Origin of the sequence: Listeria rocourtiae FSL F6-920 (assembly GCF_000525975.1) — a bacterium.
Classification (GTDB): domain Bacteria; phylum Bacillota; class Bacilli; order Lactobacillales; family Listeriaceae; genus Listeria_A; species Listeria_A rocourtiae.
In genome coordinates, this window is record NZ_AODK01000005.1 from 1 (window position 1) to 17,531 (window position 17,531).

Annotated in this window: 27 protein-coding genes and 4 pseudogenes; 8 read left to right on the top strand and 23 right to left on the bottom strand. The window is 38.5% G+C overall.

Annotated elements, in window-relative coordinates:
• The 11 genes and pseudogenes from PROCOU_RS01420 to PROCOU_RS18740 form a co-directional block, all read right to left on the bottom strand.
• Positions 1-495: pseudogene (locus tag PROCOU_RS01420) on the bottom strand (site-specific integrase); the annotation flags it as partial.
• Entirely contained in the window at positions 482-667 is a 186-nt protein-coding gene (locus PROCOU_RS01425; RefSeq protein ID WP_036069211.1) for a hypothetical protein, read from the bottom strand. The gene PROCOU_RS01425 and the pseudogene PROCOU_RS01420, both read right to left, overlap by 14 nt.
• 33 nt (positions 668-700) lie before the next feature.
• Positions 701-889, bottom strand: coding sequence for a hypothetical protein (locus tag PROCOU_RS01430; protein WP_036069213.1), 189 nt, complete (start codon positions 887-889; stop codon positions 701-703).
• On the bottom strand, positions 886-1,122 hold the full coding sequence (locus PROCOU_RS01435; protein WP_036069214.1) for a hypothetical protein: 237 nt from the start codon (positions 1,120-1,122) through the stop codon (positions 886-888). Before PROCOU_RS01435 ends, PROCOU_RS01430 begins: the two co-directional genes overlap by 4 nt.
• 225 nt (positions 1,123-1,347) lie before the next feature.
• Positions 1,348-1,680: a hypothetical protein gene (locus PROCOU_RS01440; protein ID WP_036069216.1), complete on the bottom strand. Its 333-nt coding sequence runs from the start codon at positions 1,678-1,680 to the stop codon at positions 1,348-1,350.
• A gap of 133 nt (positions 1,681-1,813) precedes the next feature.
• Entirely contained in the window at positions 1,814-2,098 is a 285-nt protein-coding gene (locus tag PROCOU_RS01445) for a hypothetical protein (RefSeq protein ID WP_036069217.1), read from the bottom strand.
• 10 nt (positions 2,099-2,108) lie between these two features.
• Entirely contained in the window at positions 2,109-2,525 is a 417-nt protein-coding gene (locus PROCOU_RS01450) for a TRM11 family methyltransferase (RefSeq protein ID WP_133620447.1), read from the bottom strand.
• Positions 2,526-2,557: 32 nt separating this feature from the next.
• On the bottom strand, positions 2,558-3,499 hold the full coding sequence (locus PROCOU_RS16240; RefSeq protein ID WP_051994078.1) for a DnaD domain protein: 942 nt from the start codon (positions 3,497-3,499) through the stop codon (positions 2,558-2,560).
• A 22-nt stretch (positions 3,500-3,521) separates the two neighbouring features.
• Positions 3,522-4,349, bottom strand: coding sequence for a recombinase RecT (locus PROCOU_RS01460; protein ID WP_036069219.1), 828 nt, complete (start codon positions 4,347-4,349; stop codon positions 3,522-3,524).
• Position 4,350: 1 nt separating this feature from the next.
• Positions 4,351-5,288, bottom strand: a pseudogene (locus tag PROCOU_RS01465) (YqaJ viral recombinase family nuclease).
• A 105-nt stretch (positions 5,289-5,393) separates the two neighbouring features.
• Positions 5,394-5,528 carry a hypothetical protein gene (locus PROCOU_RS18740; protein ID WP_279586577.1) on the bottom strand — a complete coding sequence of 45 codons (135 nt, stop codon included), beginning with the start codon at positions 5,526-5,528 and terminating at the stop codon, positions 5,394-5,396.
• A 246-nt stretch (positions 5,529-5,774) separates the two neighbouring features.
• Here PROCOU_RS18740 and PROCOU_RS01470 point away from each other — a divergent pair, with 246 nt between their 5' ends.
• Positions 5,775-6,278 carry a hypothetical protein gene (locus PROCOU_RS01470; protein ID WP_036069220.1) on the top strand — a complete coding sequence of 168 codons (504 nt, stop codon included), beginning with the start codon at positions 5,775-5,777 and terminating at the stop codon, positions 6,276-6,278.
• A 117-nt stretch (positions 6,279-6,395) separates the two neighbouring features.
• On the opposite strand, the gene PROCOU_RS17660 is transcribed toward PROCOU_RS01470, so the two are convergent.
• From PROCOU_RS17660 to PROCOU_RS01485, 7 genes are read right to left on the bottom strand one after another with little or no spacing between them, the layout of a single operon-like run.
• Positions 6,396-6,557: a hypothetical protein gene (locus PROCOU_RS17660; protein WP_159101170.1), complete on the bottom strand. Its 162-nt coding sequence runs from the start codon at positions 6,555-6,557 to the stop codon at positions 6,396-6,398.
• A gap of 20 nt (positions 6,558-6,577) precedes the next feature.
• A complete protein-coding gene (locus tag PROCOU_RS17395) occupies positions 6,578-6,781 on the bottom strand; it encodes a hypothetical protein (RefSeq protein ID WP_133620437.1) in 204 nt (67 codons plus the stop codon).
• Positions 6,747-6,881, bottom strand: a complete 135-nt coding sequence (locus tag PROCOU_RS18745; protein ID WP_279586576.1) for a hypothetical protein — start codon at positions 6,879-6,881, stop codon at positions 6,747-6,749. Before PROCOU_RS18745 ends, PROCOU_RS17395 begins: the two co-directional genes overlap by 35 nt.
• Positions 6,874-7,194 carry a DUF771 domain-containing protein gene (locus PROCOU_RS01475; RefSeq protein ID WP_036069221.1) on the bottom strand — a complete coding sequence of 107 codons (321 nt, stop codon included), beginning with the start codon at positions 7,192-7,194 and terminating at the stop codon, positions 6,874-6,876. The genes PROCOU_RS18745 and PROCOU_RS01475 overlap by 8 nt, the downstream gene beginning before the upstream one ends.
• A 32-nt stretch (positions 7,195-7,226) precedes the next feature.
• Positions 7,227-7,532 carry a hypothetical protein gene (locus PROCOU_RS16245; RefSeq protein ID WP_149023599.1) on the bottom strand — a complete coding sequence of 102 codons (306 nt, stop codon included), beginning with the start codon at positions 7,530-7,532 and terminating at the stop codon, positions 7,227-7,229.
• 28 nt (positions 7,533-7,560) lie between these two features.
• Positions 7,561-7,998, bottom strand: a complete 438-nt coding sequence (locus tag PROCOU_RS16250; protein ID WP_051994082.1) for a Rha family transcriptional regulator — start codon at positions 7,996-7,998, stop codon at positions 7,561-7,563.
• On the bottom strand, positions 7,995-8,192 hold the full coding sequence (locus PROCOU_RS01485; RefSeq protein WP_036069222.1) for a helix-turn-helix domain-containing protein: 198 nt from the start codon (positions 8,190-8,192) through the stop codon (positions 7,995-7,997). Before PROCOU_RS01485 ends, PROCOU_RS16250 begins: the two co-directional genes overlap by 4 nt.
• A gap of 325 nt (positions 8,193-8,517) precedes the next feature.
• On the opposite strand from PROCOU_RS01485, the gene PROCOU_RS01490 reads away from it, so the two are divergent.
• Positions 8,518-8,775: a helix-turn-helix domain-containing protein gene (locus tag PROCOU_RS01490; RefSeq protein ID WP_244266204.1), complete on the top strand. Its 258-nt coding sequence runs from the start codon at positions 8,518-8,520 to the stop codon at positions 8,773-8,775.
• Positions 8,776-8,818: 43 nt separating this feature from the next.
• On the opposite strand, the gene PROCOU_RS01495 is transcribed toward PROCOU_RS01490, so the two are convergent.
• Positions 8,819-9,007 carry a hypothetical protein gene (locus PROCOU_RS01495; protein ID WP_036069223.1) on the bottom strand — a complete coding sequence of 63 codons (189 nt, stop codon included), beginning with the start codon at positions 9,005-9,007 and terminating at the stop codon, positions 8,819-8,821.
• A gap of 357 nt (positions 9,008-9,364) precedes the next feature.
• Between PROCOU_RS01495 and PROCOU_RS01500 the strand changes: the two genes are divergently transcribed.
• The 5 genes and pseudogenes from PROCOU_RS01500 to PROCOU_RS19180 form a co-directional block, all read left to right on the top strand.
• On the top strand, positions 9,365-10,276 hold the full coding sequence (locus PROCOU_RS01500) for a helix-turn-helix domain-containing protein (protein WP_036069224.1): 912 nt from the start codon (positions 9,365-9,367) through the stop codon (positions 10,274-10,276).
• 69 nt (positions 10,277-10,345) lie between these two features.
• Entirely contained in the window at positions 10,346-10,552 is a 207-nt protein-coding gene (locus tag PROCOU_RS01505) for a hypothetical protein (protein ID WP_149023600.1), read from the top strand.
• Between the two features lies 1 nt (position 10,553).
• Positions 10,554-11,297, top strand: a complete 744-nt coding sequence (locus PROCOU_RS16255; protein WP_051994084.1) for a hypothetical protein — start codon at positions 10,554-10,556, stop codon at positions 11,295-11,297.
• A gap of 77 nt (positions 11,298-11,374) precedes the next feature.
• Complete coding sequence (locus tag PROCOU_RS01515) at positions 11,375-12,235, top strand: tyrosine-type recombinase/integrase (protein ID WP_077913284.1); 861 nt, start codon at positions 11,375-11,377, stop codon at positions 12,233-12,235.
• Positions 12,236-12,282: 47 nt separating this feature from the next.
• Positions 12,283-12,570, top strand: a pseudogene (locus PROCOU_RS19180) (tyrosine-type recombinase/integrase); the annotation flags it as partial.
• Positions 12,571-12,698: 128 nt separating this feature from the next.
• Here the strand turns inward: PROCOU_RS19180 and PROCOU_RS19185 are convergent.
• A complete protein-coding gene (locus tag PROCOU_RS19185) occupies positions 12,699-12,962 on the bottom strand; it encodes a DUF3116 family protein (protein WP_036069227.1) in 264 nt (87 codons plus the stop codon).
• Between the two features lie 227 nt (positions 12,963-13,189).
• On the opposite strand from PROCOU_RS19185, the pseudogene PROCOU_RS01525 reads away from it, so the two are divergent.
• A pseudogene (locus PROCOU_RS01525) lies at positions 13,190-14,186 on the top strand (4-hydroxy-3-methylbut-2-enyl diphosphate reductase).
• Between the two features lie 244 nt (positions 14,187-14,430).
• Here PROCOU_RS01525 and PROCOU_RS01530 read toward each other — a convergent pair.
• The 3 genes from PROCOU_RS01530 to rpoD are packed head-to-tail and all read right to left on the bottom strand — an operon-like array spanning position 14,431 to position 17,426.
• Complete coding sequence (locus PROCOU_RS01530; RefSeq protein WP_036069229.1) at positions 14,431-15,552, bottom strand: Nif3-like dinuclear metal center hexameric protein; 1,122 nt, start codon at positions 15,550-15,552, stop codon at positions 14,431-14,433.
• Complete coding sequence (locus PROCOU_RS01535) at positions 15,549-16,244, bottom strand: tRNA (adenine(22)-N(1))-methyltransferase (protein WP_036069359.1); 696 nt, start codon at positions 16,242-16,244, stop codon at positions 15,549-15,551. Before PROCOU_RS01535 ends, PROCOU_RS01530 begins: the two co-directional genes overlap by 4 nt.
• A gap of 60 nt (positions 16,245-16,304) precedes the next feature.
• Positions 16,305-17,426, bottom strand: a complete 1,122-nt coding sequence (gene rpoD, locus PROCOU_RS01540) for an RNA polymerase sigma factor RpoD (protein WP_036069230.1) — start codon at positions 17,424-17,426, stop codon at positions 16,305-16,307.
• Between the last annotated feature and the right edge of the window lie 105 nt (positions 17,427-17,531).

The window sequence follows — 17,531 nt, forward strand, 5'->3', positions numbered from 1 at the left end:
CCAGTCAAAGTCATTTGGAGTGACAGCTAACGCCTCGGCATAACGCATACCTGTTTTAGCTATCAACATTACGAACCAGTCAAAACCAACTTTACTTGTATCAAGTGATTGTAATAACTTTGCTAACTCCTCTTTTTGTAGAAATTTACGTTTCTTTGTTCGTTTTGGTTCGGAGCCTTTTATCACGACCCGGTAGGTCGGGTCTTTATCAACTAAGCCGTCGTGGAATAGGTCTTTAATGCAAGCTTTGACATGATGATGGAAATCCGTTGTAGTCTGTTTTTCATGCGTTTTTGCATATTCATTGATAATCCGCTGATATTCACGTCTATCAAAATCTGAAATGAAGAGCTTCGGGCATATTTCACGTAGTTGCTTAGCTACGTTGTAATATTTATCTAGCGTTATTTTCGCAATAGCGCCGACTTTGTAGACTTCTATCCATTCATCGTAATAATCGCAAAACAAAATTCCTTTCTTCTTAGCCAATTCCATCCTCCTCCAATCTAATAGTCCGTAGCCCTTTTTCACTAGTCCTCTTCCGATAACTCGGCGTAGCATAAAACAAAATCGTTTTGCGCTTCACTTTCTTGAACGCCGCTAATTCGTCTACTGTTCCGATTTTTAGCAGCGTGTCGCCTTGATATAACGCATATTCCAACTCCATCACTCGCTCACCCCATCTATCCAGTCGATAAATTTACGCATTATGTCCTCCGTTTCTACATTCAGCCACGCTTTCGCTAATTTTTTGTTTCGTGTACACTGAACCTACATGATTACTATCCTCATCGTAAACCATGAACATGTCTATCGTAGTGCCGTCGAAACTATGCCCTAAATCAAATCCCAACGCCTCTACTGCCTTCTTAAACTCGTTTGTTTTCATAATTCATCACCTCGCATATTAAAACATTCCAGAACATCGTTAACACTATCTTTCAACGCTTCAAAATCTTCCAAATAAACAAAACTACTTGTTGACTCGTTATCAGATATTTCGTCCCCATCAAATATTTCAACATCTTCATCTGCAACTCTTTTAAGATAGTCTAGCTCGGTTTTCATTCCGTTAAACTCTAAACTAATGTAATTTTGTAAATCATCAAATTTTGTTCTCATATTGCTATTCCCTCCAATTTCGGCTAAATTATTTTAATTCTGATTGTAACTTATTCTGACTATTCGTTAATTTTATAAACATTATAGCGAGCATTCGAACCGTTAAAATTACCACTTCGTTTTGAGCTCATATAAGACCTTTTAAGCGATTATTTTCTCCAGACATGTAAATACTCATAAAATATGCTTTCGTTCGAAATTCGACCGCCTCCGTCGATATTTACGCTATAAAACTTCGGTAGTAGCCTCTGTAGCGATGAATAGATTTTGTTCAGCGTTGTATTTTATGCAGTATGTGCAGACTTTCCAATCCATCAATTCGTCAATGAATTCATCAACATAATCAATATCGCAAATGTAAAGTGATAGTCTATTACTGCCAAATTCGTGATCTTCCGTAGACCATTTGACACCTAAGCCCGTCATAGTCTCGACTAATTTAGTTGTTTCTTGAACAAAATTGTTAATTTCAGCGAACGGAATTTTTTTGTTATGCAGCTTCTCCCGCACAATATTGCATATTTTTACTTCTGCTTCTTGCAAAACTTTGTTAGTCATGCTCTAGCCTCCCTAGATTTCAAACTTTTTCCCAGTCCGTCTTTCGTAAGTCTTAATAGCGCGCTTATTCCCTAGCAACGTGTTCATTTGTATAATGTTCATTCCAATTCGCATTGCTGGAATGCCGTAGAAATTATGTTGTTCTTTTGCTTTTTTTTATCATGTCATCGGGCACCTTTTGAATCATGAGCAACGCTCTTTCTATCGCCAGTGATCTGTCTAGGTCTCTTTCAATCATGCCACCAGCGCCAGCGTCAAATACGATATACTCTTCTGTAAGTGGCGATTTTCTAACACATATTTTCAACCCTTTATAATCGCCAAGATATTCGGCCATCACTCGAAATACCCTGTCGGACTGTATGAATCCAGCGAACTCAAAATTTTCAACTCTGCAATAAACTTTTACTTCCCTCATGTAATCACCCCTATTTCATAAATACTAGCCAGTGCGTTTTACTTCTTCGGTTGCCAAATAACGGCTCCATACCAATTACTTTTAAGATCTCACTTAGTTTTATCTGCTCCTCATTCCACTTGAAAACGAGAGTGCCATTTTGTTTTAACACACGCATACACTCATCGAAACCCTCTGAAATATCGCGTTCCCAAAGCGGTCCGAGCTTTCCGTATTTTTTGGCCAACCAGGAATTGTCACCTGCCCGCACCAAATGCGGAGGGTCAAAAACAACGAGATAAAACGATTCATCTGGAAATGGCATATTTCTAAAATCGCCTACTACATCTGGCTTTACAACTAACTTCCTGCCATCACAAAGCGTAGTATCGAGTTCCCTATTGTCCATGTAAACCGCGTCTGGATGCTGTTTGTTAAACCAGAACATCCGCCCACTGCAACACGCGTCTAAAATTCTCTTCACGCCCGCGCCTCCTTCAATCTCCGTTTCATTTCCGCTACTTTGCGCGCGGTTTCCTCTGGCGTTTCCTTCTGCTCTGGCTCCGTCTGCTGCGGTGGTAGTACCTCGTCTTTGTCGAACCAGTTTGGTACTACCTCTTGTTTACCGCCTTTTTTATAGCCCTTGCCATTATTTTTAGCTTGCTGACCTATTTCCCAGTTCCTATCAGCTTGCTGAACTTGTTCTAATGTTGTTATTTTTAATTGTTTCCAGTTGTTTAAAATGGCCCTTGTATACCTCCATGCACCTTTACGCTCGATCTGTTCAAGCGATGTCCTGCGAATTGCCTCGATTACAAGGGTATCTGTCGTTTCGTCTATCGCTTCTTGGATGTCTTTTAATACCACTGCATTAGGAAATCCATATACAGCTTCCCACGTAGCAATCGAACTGGAATAATCAGGATTATTATTATGAATGGTTTTCTCTTCTTCGTAATCTATACTAATCTTACCTATGCTATCCTTACCTAACCTATCCTTACCTAACCTAACCTGCGTCTCCCACTGGTCTACATTTGGTATGTCAGGTGGTATGACATGCGGTTGAACCTGTTCTGCCACTTTGGTATAGCGTTTGCTACTATCCATCGCTAATTGGCTTTTTTCTTCTTGGTGTACTGTTTCACGATATCGATCACCACGAATATAATTGTGTATTTTCCAATCCCTTATAACGACAATTCCAGTGTCAAATGGAATCAAAAATTGCTTAGCCATTAATATCTTTAAATCATCATCGCTAGCGCCAATGACACGTTTTATTTTCTTCACACTGTCTACAAAGCCGTCATCATCAGCGCTCATGTTTAGATGGAAATATAAGCACTGTGATGATAACGGCATATCTACAAATGCGTCCGTATCTGTAATATTTTTGCTGAACATTCTTCTTTGAGCCATCTAATTTTCCTCCTAAAAAGTATTAAACAATACTACCTTGAACAGCCGTTCCTTCCGGCAAGGTGTCCGATGGTTTTTTTGGTTCTTCTGCCGGATCAATGATATCTAAATTAACTCCAATATCTTCTGTAATATCAATCCGCCCTTTCTGCTCGTTTCCGTCCTCCGTGATGCCTTTTTGCATGTCGATTGATAGGATGCCCCATTTACTTAACATGTTGCGGAGTACTGTTTTCTTAGCCATCGCATCCCAATCTTTGCCCCAACCAAAATTGGATTTACTAAATTTATTCTTATGAAATTCAACTTCCGCCTTGGTCCAATAAACTGTTTTTTCGAACCCGTTTATTAATCGGAAATAACCACAATACCCAATAACTTTATCGCTCTCTGCCCCATCTAAATTTAGTTCTAGTTCTTCTGTAAGGCGATTCCAGCTTACTAACTCTCCTTCTCTAACTTCGATAACGTTAATGGCTTTATATTGCCCAGTCCGAAGCGCTAACTGGATATATCCTTTATATCCAAGTTGGAATTGCGCCTTCCCGCTATAGGGAACAATCCAGGCATATCCCAAATTTTTATCGATCGGCAAATCAAGGGTCGCCGCTACGAGGGCCGACATGATAATTGACATTGGTTCTGCTTTTTGAAGCCCGCTTTCGCTATTGTACAAATTCAGTAACGAGGCTAAAAACTGCGGCGCTCGCTTATCCAACACTTCCTCAAACTTCCCTTTCATAGTCGGGGCGTTTACTAATCCTTTAAGTCCTAACGATTGCGCCGTTCCTACTTGGTTACCTTCCTGTTTGTTTGCTAATTGATTTTTTAAAGAATTATTTGTTGCCATATTATTTAATCTCCTTCACCATGAATTTTCTGAAACTGCTTTCTGTCAATACTTTTTGATATACATCTGGAAACTCACTTCTTAACTTATCCGTGCTTACTCTTTGTTGTGTTTGAGATTTCCAACTGACAGCATAATCATCAACCAATGCTGTATCTGCCGTTTCCATCTCTTTTTTTATATGATTATCTATTTCTTTTTTTTCGTGTTTGTAGTATTTTTTATGTCTGTATCTAAAATTTCGCGCTCTTCCAAATATCCTTTATACTTTGCTGGCAACATTACTTTTCGCTCCTCTGACTCCGCGAATCGTTCTTTTAGATATTGTTCCGCTGCGCTTGATCCATCCAAAGCTGGGGCGATACCACCGAGTACATGACTTTCCCAAAAGTTCAATTCAAAAGCGATGATTTGAGAAATCAGATCGTTATCACGAGGTACCTCTTTCCAAATAAATTTATTGCCACCGATTAGCACTGCTAAATACGCCTTGTTTTTTCCTGTAACCGCCATATAATGCTGAATTTGAACTAAATACGTCGCTGGAACCTCCTCGGATTCCCATTCTTTCGCAAGATAAGCTGAGGCTGTTTTACATTCCAAAATCGCGTCCTCGCCAACTACAAAGCGATCCACGTTAGCAATCATAAATGGATAATCACCATGCCGATACATCATATTGCTACGACGGACCTTCTTCCCTGTTCGCTTCTCAAACTCTTTCGCCACAACTTCTTCCATTTGATTTCCCCAGTATGCCGCTTCTCCAGCTTCATCATCAGGCATGACTTGTCCTGTTTTATCTAGCCATAGCTCAAATGCTGTTTTATATTTATTCAGCCCCATGACAATGCTCGCGTCACTGCCTCCTATGCCTTCTCTACGAGCCAATAGCCAGTCGGTATGTTGCATATCTTTCGTGTTAATCACTGCCTGCATTTAAACCCCTCCATTGCAATTTTGTGCGGGAATATGTATAATAAGGTTATCTATCCCTTACATACTCCCTGTATGTGTTCGCTCACTCTGTAAAGTGAGCTTTTTTTATGCCTGCTCTTCCTCTTCTTCACGCGCTTTCAAATCTTCCATATACTCGTTATGCCAAGCTTGGCTATTCTGCCCGCGCAATGCCCAATACTCCTCATTTGCCATTAAATTTTCTACTGATTCTTCCCACATGTCTGTTTCACCTCACATTCTGTAATTTAACACTGTCATAGTTATTATTAAGATAAAGGCGAGTAATACTCCGCTGGAAAACAATAACAACCAGAATTTCGTTCCTTTTGTCAGCTTAATTTCTCCGTTCTCGTCCTCGTGGCCACAAAAGAAAATGTTTAGCAGTGCTGAAATCATACAAATCCCTCCTAACATTTCCAGTTTATTTTTGGTATACTCGTAGTAGAAAGCGAGGTGACAAATAACATGAATGATGCAACGAGTATTTCTTTAACTCAATTTATTGATTTTTCAACAAAGGTTAGTACTACCGCTAGGATTAATTTCATTAAGAAAGTTAAAGCTGATCCTGATTACACTCCTGCGACTGATTACTGGAAACAACTACGCGCAGAAATCAAACGAATACATGAAAGAGGGCTACCTATCGAAGAACTTTATAGCCTCTCTGACCGAGTTTCCGACAACAAAAAAGATAACTATGCCAAAAATATTCGAAACTATGTCAAATTTATAAAAAAACACAATGTTGAATTTTTTAATACAGGTAAGGCTTTTTGGCAATATGACGAACTAAACGTTAGAACTACTCCTGAATTAGGTTTACGTATCAACGGTCAAAATTACTTAGTGAAAAACTGGTATAAAAAGAACAATAATAATACCAAGGTAACTAAAAAAGAGCATATCCACAACTCTAACCATGATGGAATTATCTCTGCTAGATTTCGAGATTCCACCAGACACTAAATTCGCTGTAATTAATCTACAAAAAGGAGAACTTCACGAGTCTACTCCTCTTGTAGACTCAGATGTGTTAGAATTAAAAATTGAAGCAGGAACGTTATTAGATATTTGGAAACAAATCTAGTCATCTGCTAACTCACCTTGGATTTGTGCGCATATACCGCAAATATATGTGCCATCTTCCAGCTCTAATTCGCCTATTCTGTCACACATGATGCAGGGTGGGCGTTTTATCTTTGTTAAATACCAATTTCGTAACCAAAATGGAATTATTTTTTTCATACTTGACCTCCTCGACAAAATTACGTTTTTATTTCCTCATAACCTTGCTCGTCCAGATACTTCGCATAGTCTCGAAACGTATGAAAGCCTGTTACCATAAGCGGAAACTCACTAGACATATCACTAAGTGCTACAGTTCCAGTTACATAGTTCAACACGATTGTTATATCGCCTATGTCGTGATGACGCTTAAATGTTCTCCTCTTCAACTTCGTCATACTCATAATTTGCCGCCTTCCTTTTCGCCTTTTCACTTACAAAGATATTGCCGTAAATCGACGCTAGCGCAAAACCTGCGATAAAACATACTAAACCGTTAAGCATTTTTTACACCTCTTTTTTGTTCATTTTTGTGATTGATATGCAGTTCTGGAAAGTACATATCAATAAATTCATCCATTCGTTTCGCTTTGAAAATCCAACTTTTCCCGTCTTTCGAGGCCAGTTCATGCCTTACAACATAAGGGTGGTGACATATATGATCCACAATCCAATCCTTACTTTGTCCACCGCATTCTAGTTGCATGCGTTCCATTTTCCAAATCAGCCCTATTAGCCCCTCTTCTTCTAAAATCTCTTTTAGTATTTCTTTCAATATTTTTCTTACTTCATTCTTATTAATTTCAATAAGCGACATGTCCAGCACGCCCCTTCGCCGTTTTTTATTTTTTATACTACTTTCAATCCTTCTAGATCTTCCGTATCGATACCAAACTGGATAGCCATCTGCTGTACGACTGATAAATAGATTTCAATAAGTCGCTTATCCTCTGATATACAATCAAGTTTGTTCAGTTTCTGAATAGATGTCTTACTCAATCCTTTTGCTGCCATTTTCGTTTGACGATTTTCTAATCGCCTGTTTAAATCACAATGCGCACGTTTTTCTAATCGCTCATAACTCATGTTTACGGTACTTCTATAAGGTTCTGTACCGCCCATGTTGTTAGCGATACGTTTTAAGATAGAATTCACCTTCTCGCGCCACTCGTTGGAATTTACGCTAAGGATTTCTTTCATACTCTCTACCTTTGTTTCTAGCTTTTTTTGTTGCTAATTCTTGATTGGCTATGGCTTTGAATAGTCCGTTAACCATTTGTAACTCTGGGCTTAAGTTTGAGGTGTCATGTTGTTGTCTTATAACTTTTTCCATTTCGTTGAACGCCTCAATATACTTGATCTTGAAATCTAACGCCTTCTTTCCTGTAAATCCCATAGCTAATAGTGTAAAGCCATCACGGTTCATTAAAATTATTTTTCGATTACGGCCATAGGCATCCGGTTCCATCGCTTCATAAAACATCACCCCAAAATTGGGGACATCTTTTTTTAATGAACTAATATCCCTTAAAATATGGTCATGCCTTTTATCGAAATTTTCTGCAACCTGTATTGATGAGGTGACTACTTTCTCATTTCTCGAAATTACTAAATTATTCATTTGTAATCCGCCTCCTTAATATCCAAAATTTCACGAATTTTAGCTTTATGCTCTTCTCCTTTACGATTATTATTCAGAATGTCCGAAAGATATTGAGGTTTTATTTCTAGCATTTCTGCCAATTCGTATTGTTTGATTCCCAACACCCTTAACTTTGTACGAACAATCCCTGCAAAAGCTTGATCCAAGGTCATCGTTTGTGCCTCCTTTTTATGAAATCCGCTAATTTATCCGCTGATATTGACTTTTTTTATTAAATTTGATAAAATGAATCCATAGCTTAATAAGCCTACAGTAATGCCAAATAACGTTGGGGAACGAGAAAATTGGACATTTATTTGAGGTCTTTATAAGCGGATAAATCAGCTTATTTATACTTTATCATTAAATTTAATAAAAATCAAGTTTTTTTATACAATTTAATAAAAAAGTTTTTTAAAGCTACTAAGGTGGTTAACATGACAACGTTCGAACGGATTAAAAAAATTATGTAAAGATAGAGGTATTTCTCTTCAAGATTTGGCTCGTAGTGTAAATATTGGTGAAAATTCAATATATGCATGGAAAACGAAAGCGCCCACAAGCGACAAGCTTAAGGCAGTTGCGGATTATCTTAATGTTACTACTGATTATCTTTTAGGCAGATCAGACAATCCCAATCCAGAAAAAAGTCACTCACCTGCTGTTCAAGATATCATTGATTACATTGAGCAGAATAGTGACTTTGCAGAATCAATTAGACACTTGATTCAAACAGTTGAAAACAAAAAAAAGTGACAAATAAAAAAACCACCTTAAAAGGTGGTCAAATTTATATTTTCTATACCAAAGTAGATAGGAACTCACCGTTTATAATAAACAGTGTTTTAAAGGCCTCATCTTCTGTATAACCAGACGCTATTAATTCAAGCCTGCTATCTCTATCTTTATCTATCATCTCGATTATTTTTTTGTAATGATCTTTGTTATCTTTTGCATGTTCTAAAATTATTCTATGTTCTTCTTCCATCCCTTATTCACTCCTAAATCTTATTACGTTCATTCACTGCTCGTTTTTTTCTTTTTTAATTTTTTTGTATTTTTATGTTAGACTAGTTGTGTGTTCGAGGCTTACGCTTTCTTCGCACAATCGTCGGGATTGGGGAGAGCGCAGGCTTCGGCTTTTTTAGTTTACGCTTACAATCAACCGCCAGTAATAAGGTGAATCATAGGCGCGATAGTTACTACTAACGCAGTGAAAACTGTCAGAACATTAGATTTCTTCATATTATGTACCTCCCTTCTGTTTGATATACCTACTATTATACAGGATAATCTAGGGAACCTTAAAAAAATACCCGATATCGGATATAAAGGAGAATTTTACATGAAAACAATTGGTGATACAATACGTGAAATTCGTAAAAATAAGAGGATTAAGCAAGAGGATATGAAAAGCGTATCGCAAAGCTCTTTATCAGCGATTGAAAAAGGCCGTATACCTTCTATTGAATTATTCATTAATATTTTAAAAGAGCTCGATATAGAAATGCTGGAATTCTTTTATATACAAAACAATTTTAAATTACCCGAACGCGATCACCTCTTTAAGCTGTTTCGCGAACAGAAAAGCTCCCTAGACGTTGAGTATATGAAAATGCTACAAGATACGTACGATGAATATCTAACTAATACAGACGACCCATTCATTCGGTCTTTGCGAGATGTGTTAGATGTTTATCGTGAAATTAATGTGAGACAATCTTTTAAGATAACCCACCAGGAAGCTTATGATAAATGGAATGAAATTGCTAATCGTAAGGTATGGTACCACAATGATATTTACATGCTAACGAAAATATTTTATATTTTCCCGGTGGATCAAATAGATAACGTTATCGGAAAAGCTGTAAGACAACTGGAAAAGTATAATAACTATCCTCACATCCACTTTTTCAAAATTGCATTTTTCATCAATTGTTCGCGACACTATATCCTTGAAGGTCAATATCTCAAAAGCAAACCTCATCTAATCGCAGCTGAAAGGCTAGCGAATGATCACCAAGAAGTTACTCTTCGTCTAGCTTCTCATTTTTTGCTTGCGTATTCCGATTACATCGAGGGAGAACATGAACAGGCTCAGGAAAGAGTCGATCGTACAACGAGTATCTATTTATCATTAGAAAGTTTAGAGCTAAAAGATAAAAATAAAAATGATATCCCCAGGTACGGAAGAATAGCTAAAGATCATTTGAGAGATTGGGAGAATTTTTTAGCGGAACAAAACAAAAGCAAATGACAATTGCTGTTTTATATTGGAAATTGTATAATTGGGATGTTTGACAATACAGATAAGGGAGAGATTGAAGTGAAGAAAATAATTATCGTTCTAGGGGTTTTATTGGTCTTAAGCATGGGGATAGCTGGATGTAACAACTCGGCTAAAGGAAATAGTACTCAAAATGAAAATAGTGAGACTAAACTATCTAAAGATGATCTTTGGAAAATATACTCGATTAATAGTGAGTTTTACTTCGATAAAATCAGTTTAATGACAAATCAAAAAAGAAAATAATATGACAGATGACGAGATTGTAAATAAGCTGAATGAGTCCATTAAATTATTTGAAACAAGTAAAAAAGAACTGGCTGAAAATAATTCTAACCCTGAACTTACAGCAGCGCTACTTGACTATAATAAGGCAATTACCCAAGCATTTAGTATTTTAGTGGAAAATGGTTTTTCAAAAGCTGAAGAAGCCGGTGAGTTATCGAAAAAAGCTGGTGAATTAATGAGAAGTATATCTGATAATTACTTTGATGGTAAACTTCCCGAATCGGCAGAATCATTTTTTAATAAATCCGATGAAGCTACAACAAATGATGATTCTGAGGTCGCTGAACAAAGAAAGGAATTTGATACCAATATAAAAGAAAATTATAACGGCTTGAATTTTACGATTAGTCATGTACTAATTGCAAAGGCTACCCAAAAATTTATGGACGAAAACAACTTAACTACAAACGGTTTAGTGAGCGTACATTTTTCAATCGATAACACCTCTACCCACGACTTCACTACTTTTCCTGACCAAGCAGAATTGGTGGTCGATAGTCAACAAGTAGATGCTGATTTAAACAACAGCGATCACATCGGCGGTTCAATTTATAAAGGTGTGAAAAAAGAAGGTGATATCCATTTTTTTGTACCCGAAATAAATGATGTTAACAACATAAAAGAATTGAGATTAAAATGGTTATCTAGCGACCAAAACGCTCATGATACAAAAGAACACGACATCGTTATTAATTTACAATAACCCCACGATTGTTTAGGAGGTGATGCAACAGTAAGCAACATAATATATCCATTTACGCCCCTTCGCCGAGGAAAAGGATGGATATTATGGGATTCACTGTTAAGTTTAATGAAAAGAGAAATAAATGGGTTTGGCGCGCTCGCGTCTCGTTCAATGGAAAACAGCACGAAAAATCAGGTTCAGCGAATGATCGAATCGATGCGGAACTCGAAGGCTCTCAGGTTTATGCGAAACTAGTCAAAGAAAAGTCCAGAGACATGCTCGTTATCGACAAAAAGATTACTTTGGGGGATTTGATGATAGAATGGTTTAACACCTGTAAAAGAAGCTCTCTGTCCCGCAAAAGCATCGTCACTTATGAAGGGAATATGAAAAAGCACATTATCCCGGAAATCGGATCAGTGCAAGTAACAAAATTGAATCGTGTTTTTTATCAAAAATTTATTAACAAACTAGTGTCGCAGATGTACACTAAAGGGACAATCAGGCTAATAAACTCCTTGGTGGTCAGTTGCTTAGAATTCGCAATACACGATTTACGTTTGATTGACTATAACCCAGCAAAGAAAATTAATATCCCTGTTAAGAAATCACTTGATAACTCTGAGGAAAAGAATAAATTTTACACAGACGAAGATTTGAAAGCGATGTTTATAGCTGCAGACAAAATAATATTAAAGGCACCAGATAAAGCCTCATTGGCTGACTTATTGCGTTTTTTACCCAATTCTGGGCTAAGAATCAGTGAAGCACTCGGTTTGCTCGAGTCGGATTACACAGAAACTCATAATAAGGTGTCAATTGATAAACAATTGTCTAGCTTTTCAACTCTAAGTAATCCCCTTCTTGTGCCTGTAAAAACAAGTACATCAAATCGGGATGTTTTCCTAGATAACAGAACCAGCGCTATGCTGAAAAAAACGTATTTTAAAAAATAAAGAGCATAGAATGAAACATCCTGAGTTAAAAAAAAGAGCACCTATTTTTATTCAGTTACCGCGGACGGCATATCTATAAAGAGCAGTTTCGGGTATTTATCGAAAAAGTATGTAAAGAATCTGGTGTACACTATCATAAAAAACATGCCATTCATGCCTTAAGACATACGCATGTGAAAAAGTTGGTCGAATCTGGCGTGCCAGAGATATCAATCCAGCAACGGATCGGCCATAGTAAAAATTCAGTAGTCACTAAATCTTATATGCACGCGGATGAGAAAATGGCTAAAGTGACCATCGAGCAGTACGAAAAATTTATCTCTGCTAGCAACTAGGGGCAAACCTAGGGGCAAAGGCAAAGTGAAACCGCTGATACTTGTTGTACCAAGCCTTTTCAGCGGTTTCATGTTATAAACCGTTAGTATATCATATAAAACCATCTCTAGTCACTAGAAAAATTGGATTATGATTCCTTCATGATTGATCTATAGAAAACCTCACCTTGTGGAGTCGCATGGTATAATTTTTTATTTGCAAATCTGAGAGGTCCCCGCTTCACATGTCCATGCATTTCTAGCCAATAGATTGTTCGCATGAGCGTGTTCTTATTCAAACTTTTCGAGTTTTCAAGGAATTCTCTGTGCTGTAATTTTAAGATCGTAAAATCCTCTTCATACATGATTAAATGCAATGTTTCCTTTATTGCTTCTCGGCTGGGATCAAGCATTTTTACGATGCACGCTCCTTTGTTGTATTTTTATAAATGAATGAAAACTTTCCGAATATATAGCATGTTACAATGATTCTGTGTTTCAAGCAACTCTATTGCTTCACAATTTTAAAATTCAGCCAGTTGAAACCTTACTGAATCTGGCTTATAATAGAAAAGTAGTTGGTGTTTCTGCTGTCCTGCCCAACTATTGCTACACCTTGAGAAATATAGGAGGTTTAACATTGGAAATTATTAAGATTGCCCCTCGTGGTTATTGTTACGGCGTGGTGGATGCGATGGTGATTGCACGCAACGCTTCGCTTGATCCAAATCTACCTCGCCCAATTCATATACTTGGCATGATTGTTCATAATCAACATGTCACAGAAGCATTTGAAGATGTTGGTATCGTCACACTGGATGGGCCAAATCGAGAAGCAATTCTAGACCAAATCAATAGTGGTACTGTCATCTTTACGGCACACGGTGTCTCACCGGCCGTAAAGAAACGTGCGAAAGAAAAAGGCCTCACAACGCTTGATGCAACATGCCCGGATGTGACACGAACGTACGATTTAATTTTAGAAAAAAAAGCACGAAGGTTTTCACGTTATTTATATCGGTAAAAAAGGCCACCCAGAACCAGAAGGTGCCGTTGGTGTAGCCCCCGATATTGTGCACCTCGTTGAAACGATGGAAGATATTGATTCCCTAGCACTCACCGATGAGAAAATTTTTGTTACAAATCAAACAACAATGAGCCAGTGGGACGTGATGGACTTGATGGATTATATCCAGTCTGTTTATCCACAATCTGAACAGCATCAAGAGATTTGCATGGCAACTCAAGTTCGTCAAGAAGCGGTTGCTACACAAGCGAAAGGTGCGGATGTTACCATTGTTGTCGGCGATCCTAGAAGTAACAACAGTAACCGTTTGGCGCAAGTATCCGAAGAAAAAGCCGGAGTTCCAGCACATAGAATCGCCAACATTGAAGAGCTGAATCTAGATTGGATCAAAGACGCAAAGAAAGTGGCTGTAACGGCTGGTGCTAGCACGCCAACTCAAATTATTCGAGAAGTGCTTGTATTCTTAGATTCCTATGACCCAGACGATGCAACCACATGGGAACGTAAGCATGATGTTGACCCAGTCAGCATTTTACCACGTGCTCGCAAGAAAAATATCGAAAAACAACGTGCTGCCCGTTTGGAGCACCTCAAAAATGGCGGTAAGTAGCCTAAAAAGGGGCTGGGACATAACCCCGATAAATCGGCGACAAGCGCTCGCATTCAAGGGATTTGGCAAACTTCCGGTTCTCACATACACAAGTATGCTCCGCTTCCGGATTCCGCCAAATCCCTTGAATACAAACGCTTTCGCTCGATTTGTGTGAAGCAAGATTCACGTCTTACCCGAAAAAGGGAATCGTGATATCTTGCTTATTTTTGGTTAGAAATATATTTTGTCCCAGACCCTTTATTTAATAGAATGTAAATGGGTTTGTATTTCTTTCCGATACGATAAGGTCAACTTCATAACCATGCAATTGACTGGCCTCTTCAAATTGCTTCAAAAGGCTTGCTTTCATAACCTTCTCGATATAATGTCCAGCATCAACCGTTGGCAAATCAATCGCTAATAAATCGTGCCCCGTATGATAATAAATATCCCCAGTAATATACACATCTGCTCCTGCACGCTTCACATCATGAATAAACTTGTTACCATCCCCACCTATAATTCCAACTTTACGTACAGGGCGATCTGAATCGCCAATAACACGCACATTTTCAATGGAAAGTTTCTCCTTAACAAAACCAATAAATGCCGCTAAATCAACAGTTTTTGGTAAGTTTCCGATTCGACCAAGCCCCATTTCTGTTGCCACATTCTCAATCGGATAAACATCTATCGCCGGAACCTCGTAAGGATGCGCTAGCTTAACCGCCTTCACGATTTGATCCATTTTTGAACGCGGAAAAATTGCTTCAATTCTTATTTCCCGGACCGTTTCCAAATCCCCTGGTTTGCCTATTGTCGGATTCGCCTCAACATTAGGCAAGAAATGTCCAGTACCTTCCACCGAAAAAGAACATTCCGAATAACGATCAGAAAACTGTCCAGCCCCATTGTTTACCAATGCCAATCGAATCGATTCTTCCGCAAAATCAGGTGTGTATACTGCGATCTTACCATACTTTTCTGTGTATGTAGGCACAATAATTTCAGTATCCATCAAGCCTAACAACTCACTAATTACATCATTTACACCGCCATCCGCAATATCCAGATTCGTGTGTGCCGCATAAACGATAATATCATGCTTAATTATTTTTTTCACAATTCTGCCTTGAGATGTTGCAAAATCTATCTTTTTAAGTGGTCTAAATAAAAGCGGGTGATGCGCGATAATCATGTCGACACCCTTCTCAATCGCTTCATCCACCACGTTTTCCAGCACATCAAGCGTGAACATAATTTTACGAACTTTACGAGCCAAATCACCAATTTGAAGCCCGATTGGATCACCTTCCATTGCGTATTTCTTCGGTGCAATTCCTTCTAAAACAGCAACGTACTCATAACCATTTGCTACTTTCATCGTAACACATCCTCAATTGTTCGTATTTTAGCGTCCAATTCTGCTAATTTTGCTTTATTTTTTGTATTTCCCGCATCAATTTTAGCCTGAATTCCTTTCCAATTGCTCAACTCGTGCTCCCATTTCGTCTGAAAAACTAACGATTTTTCTCTCATCAAAAATGGACCTAGCAAACGCTCCCCATCTGAATAAACCACTACTTCCTCGCTTGGTTCCAAAACCAATATCTCATATGTCTTATTATCTTCACGTAAAATCGCTTCCGAAACAAGAGCCCATTGATTGATTTCTGCCCACTCGCGCAATTGATGTGCCGCAATATTCGGTTGCAAAATCAAGCGTTTAACACCTACTAATCTTGCAGAGCCCGCTTCCAAAATCGAGCGAATTAGTGCCCCGCCCATCCCAGCAATGACTATAACATCTATCGCATCTTCCAACTCGATAACCGCTAAACCATCGCCTTTACGAACAGCTATTTCTTTTGTTAGTTCCAGACTTTTCACTTGCTTCGTCGCTGATTGAAAAGGGCCTTCCACTACTTCCCCAGCAATCGCAAACGCAACTTGTCCTTTTTGAACTGCATAACACGGCAAATAAGCATGGTCACTACCGATATCTGCAATTTTTGACCCTATTGGAATATAAGATACTACCTTTTCTAATCGTTTTGACAATTGTTGTTCATTCAAAAAAATCATCCTTCTTGTAAAAAAGAGAGCGCGCTTGTTACGCACTCTCCTCTGAAATTTTTATTCTAAGAAATCCTTTAGTTGTTTACTACGACTTGGGTGTCTTAGTTTCCGAAGTGCCTTCGCTTCGATTTGACGAATACGTTCGCGCGTCACACCGAATACACGGCCAACTTCTTCAAGCGTACGCGTACGACCATCATCTAAACCAAAACGCAAACGCAGTACATTTTCTTCGCGGTCTGTTAATGTGTCCAGTACGTCCTCTAGTTGCTCTTTCAGCAATTCATATGCCGCATGATCCGATGGTGAAGTCGCTTCCTGGTCCTCAATGAAATCACCAAGGTGCGAATCATCTTCTTCGCCAATTGGTGTTTCAAGCGACACAGGTTCTTGCGCGATTTTCAAAATCTCACGAACTTTTTCTGTTGGTAAATCCATCTCCTCACCGATTTCTTCAGGTGAGGGATCACGTCCTAAATCTTGCAGTAAAGAACGTTGCACGCGGATTAATTTGTTAATCGTTTCGACCATGTGAACTGGGATACGAATCGTACGCGCTTGATCGGCAATGGCACGTGTAATCGCTTGACGAATCCACCATGTTGCATACGTACTAAATTTGAATCCTTTGTTAAAGTCGAACTTCTCAACAGCTTTCATTAACCCCATGTTACCTTCTTGAATCAAATCAAGAAACAACATCCCACGACCAACGTAGCGCTTTGCAATGCTGACAACGAGACGTAAGTTAGCTTCTGCCAATCGTCCTTTCGCTTCCACATCTCCTTGTTCGATACGTTTAGCCAAAGCAATTTCTTCGTCTGCAGAAAGTAGATTGACACGACCTATTTCCTTCAAATACATCCGAACTGGATCATTGATTTTTACGCCCGGAGGAACACTCAAATCGTTTAAATCAATTTCTTCTGTCTCTTCCTTGATTAGCTCTGCTTCGTTCGGATCATCGTCTTCGTCGTCATCCGAAACCTCAATTGTTAATACCGAAAGCAATTCTAAAAATTCATCCATTTGATCGCTATCTAAAGTAAATGGCGCAAGTTTGGCAGCGATCTCAGCATACGTCAAAGACCCCTTCTTCTTGCCATCTTCAATTAATAATTCTTTTGCCTTATCTAGGTTTAAATCTTCTGGTTTTGTTTCTTGCGGTTTTTTAGCCATAGTCTGCCACGTCCTCCTTCCAAAATAACCGTCAATGATATACCTTACCTCATTGCCCAGTTTCTAAACACCATTCATGCCACTGCACTTTGGTGCCTGTGTCTT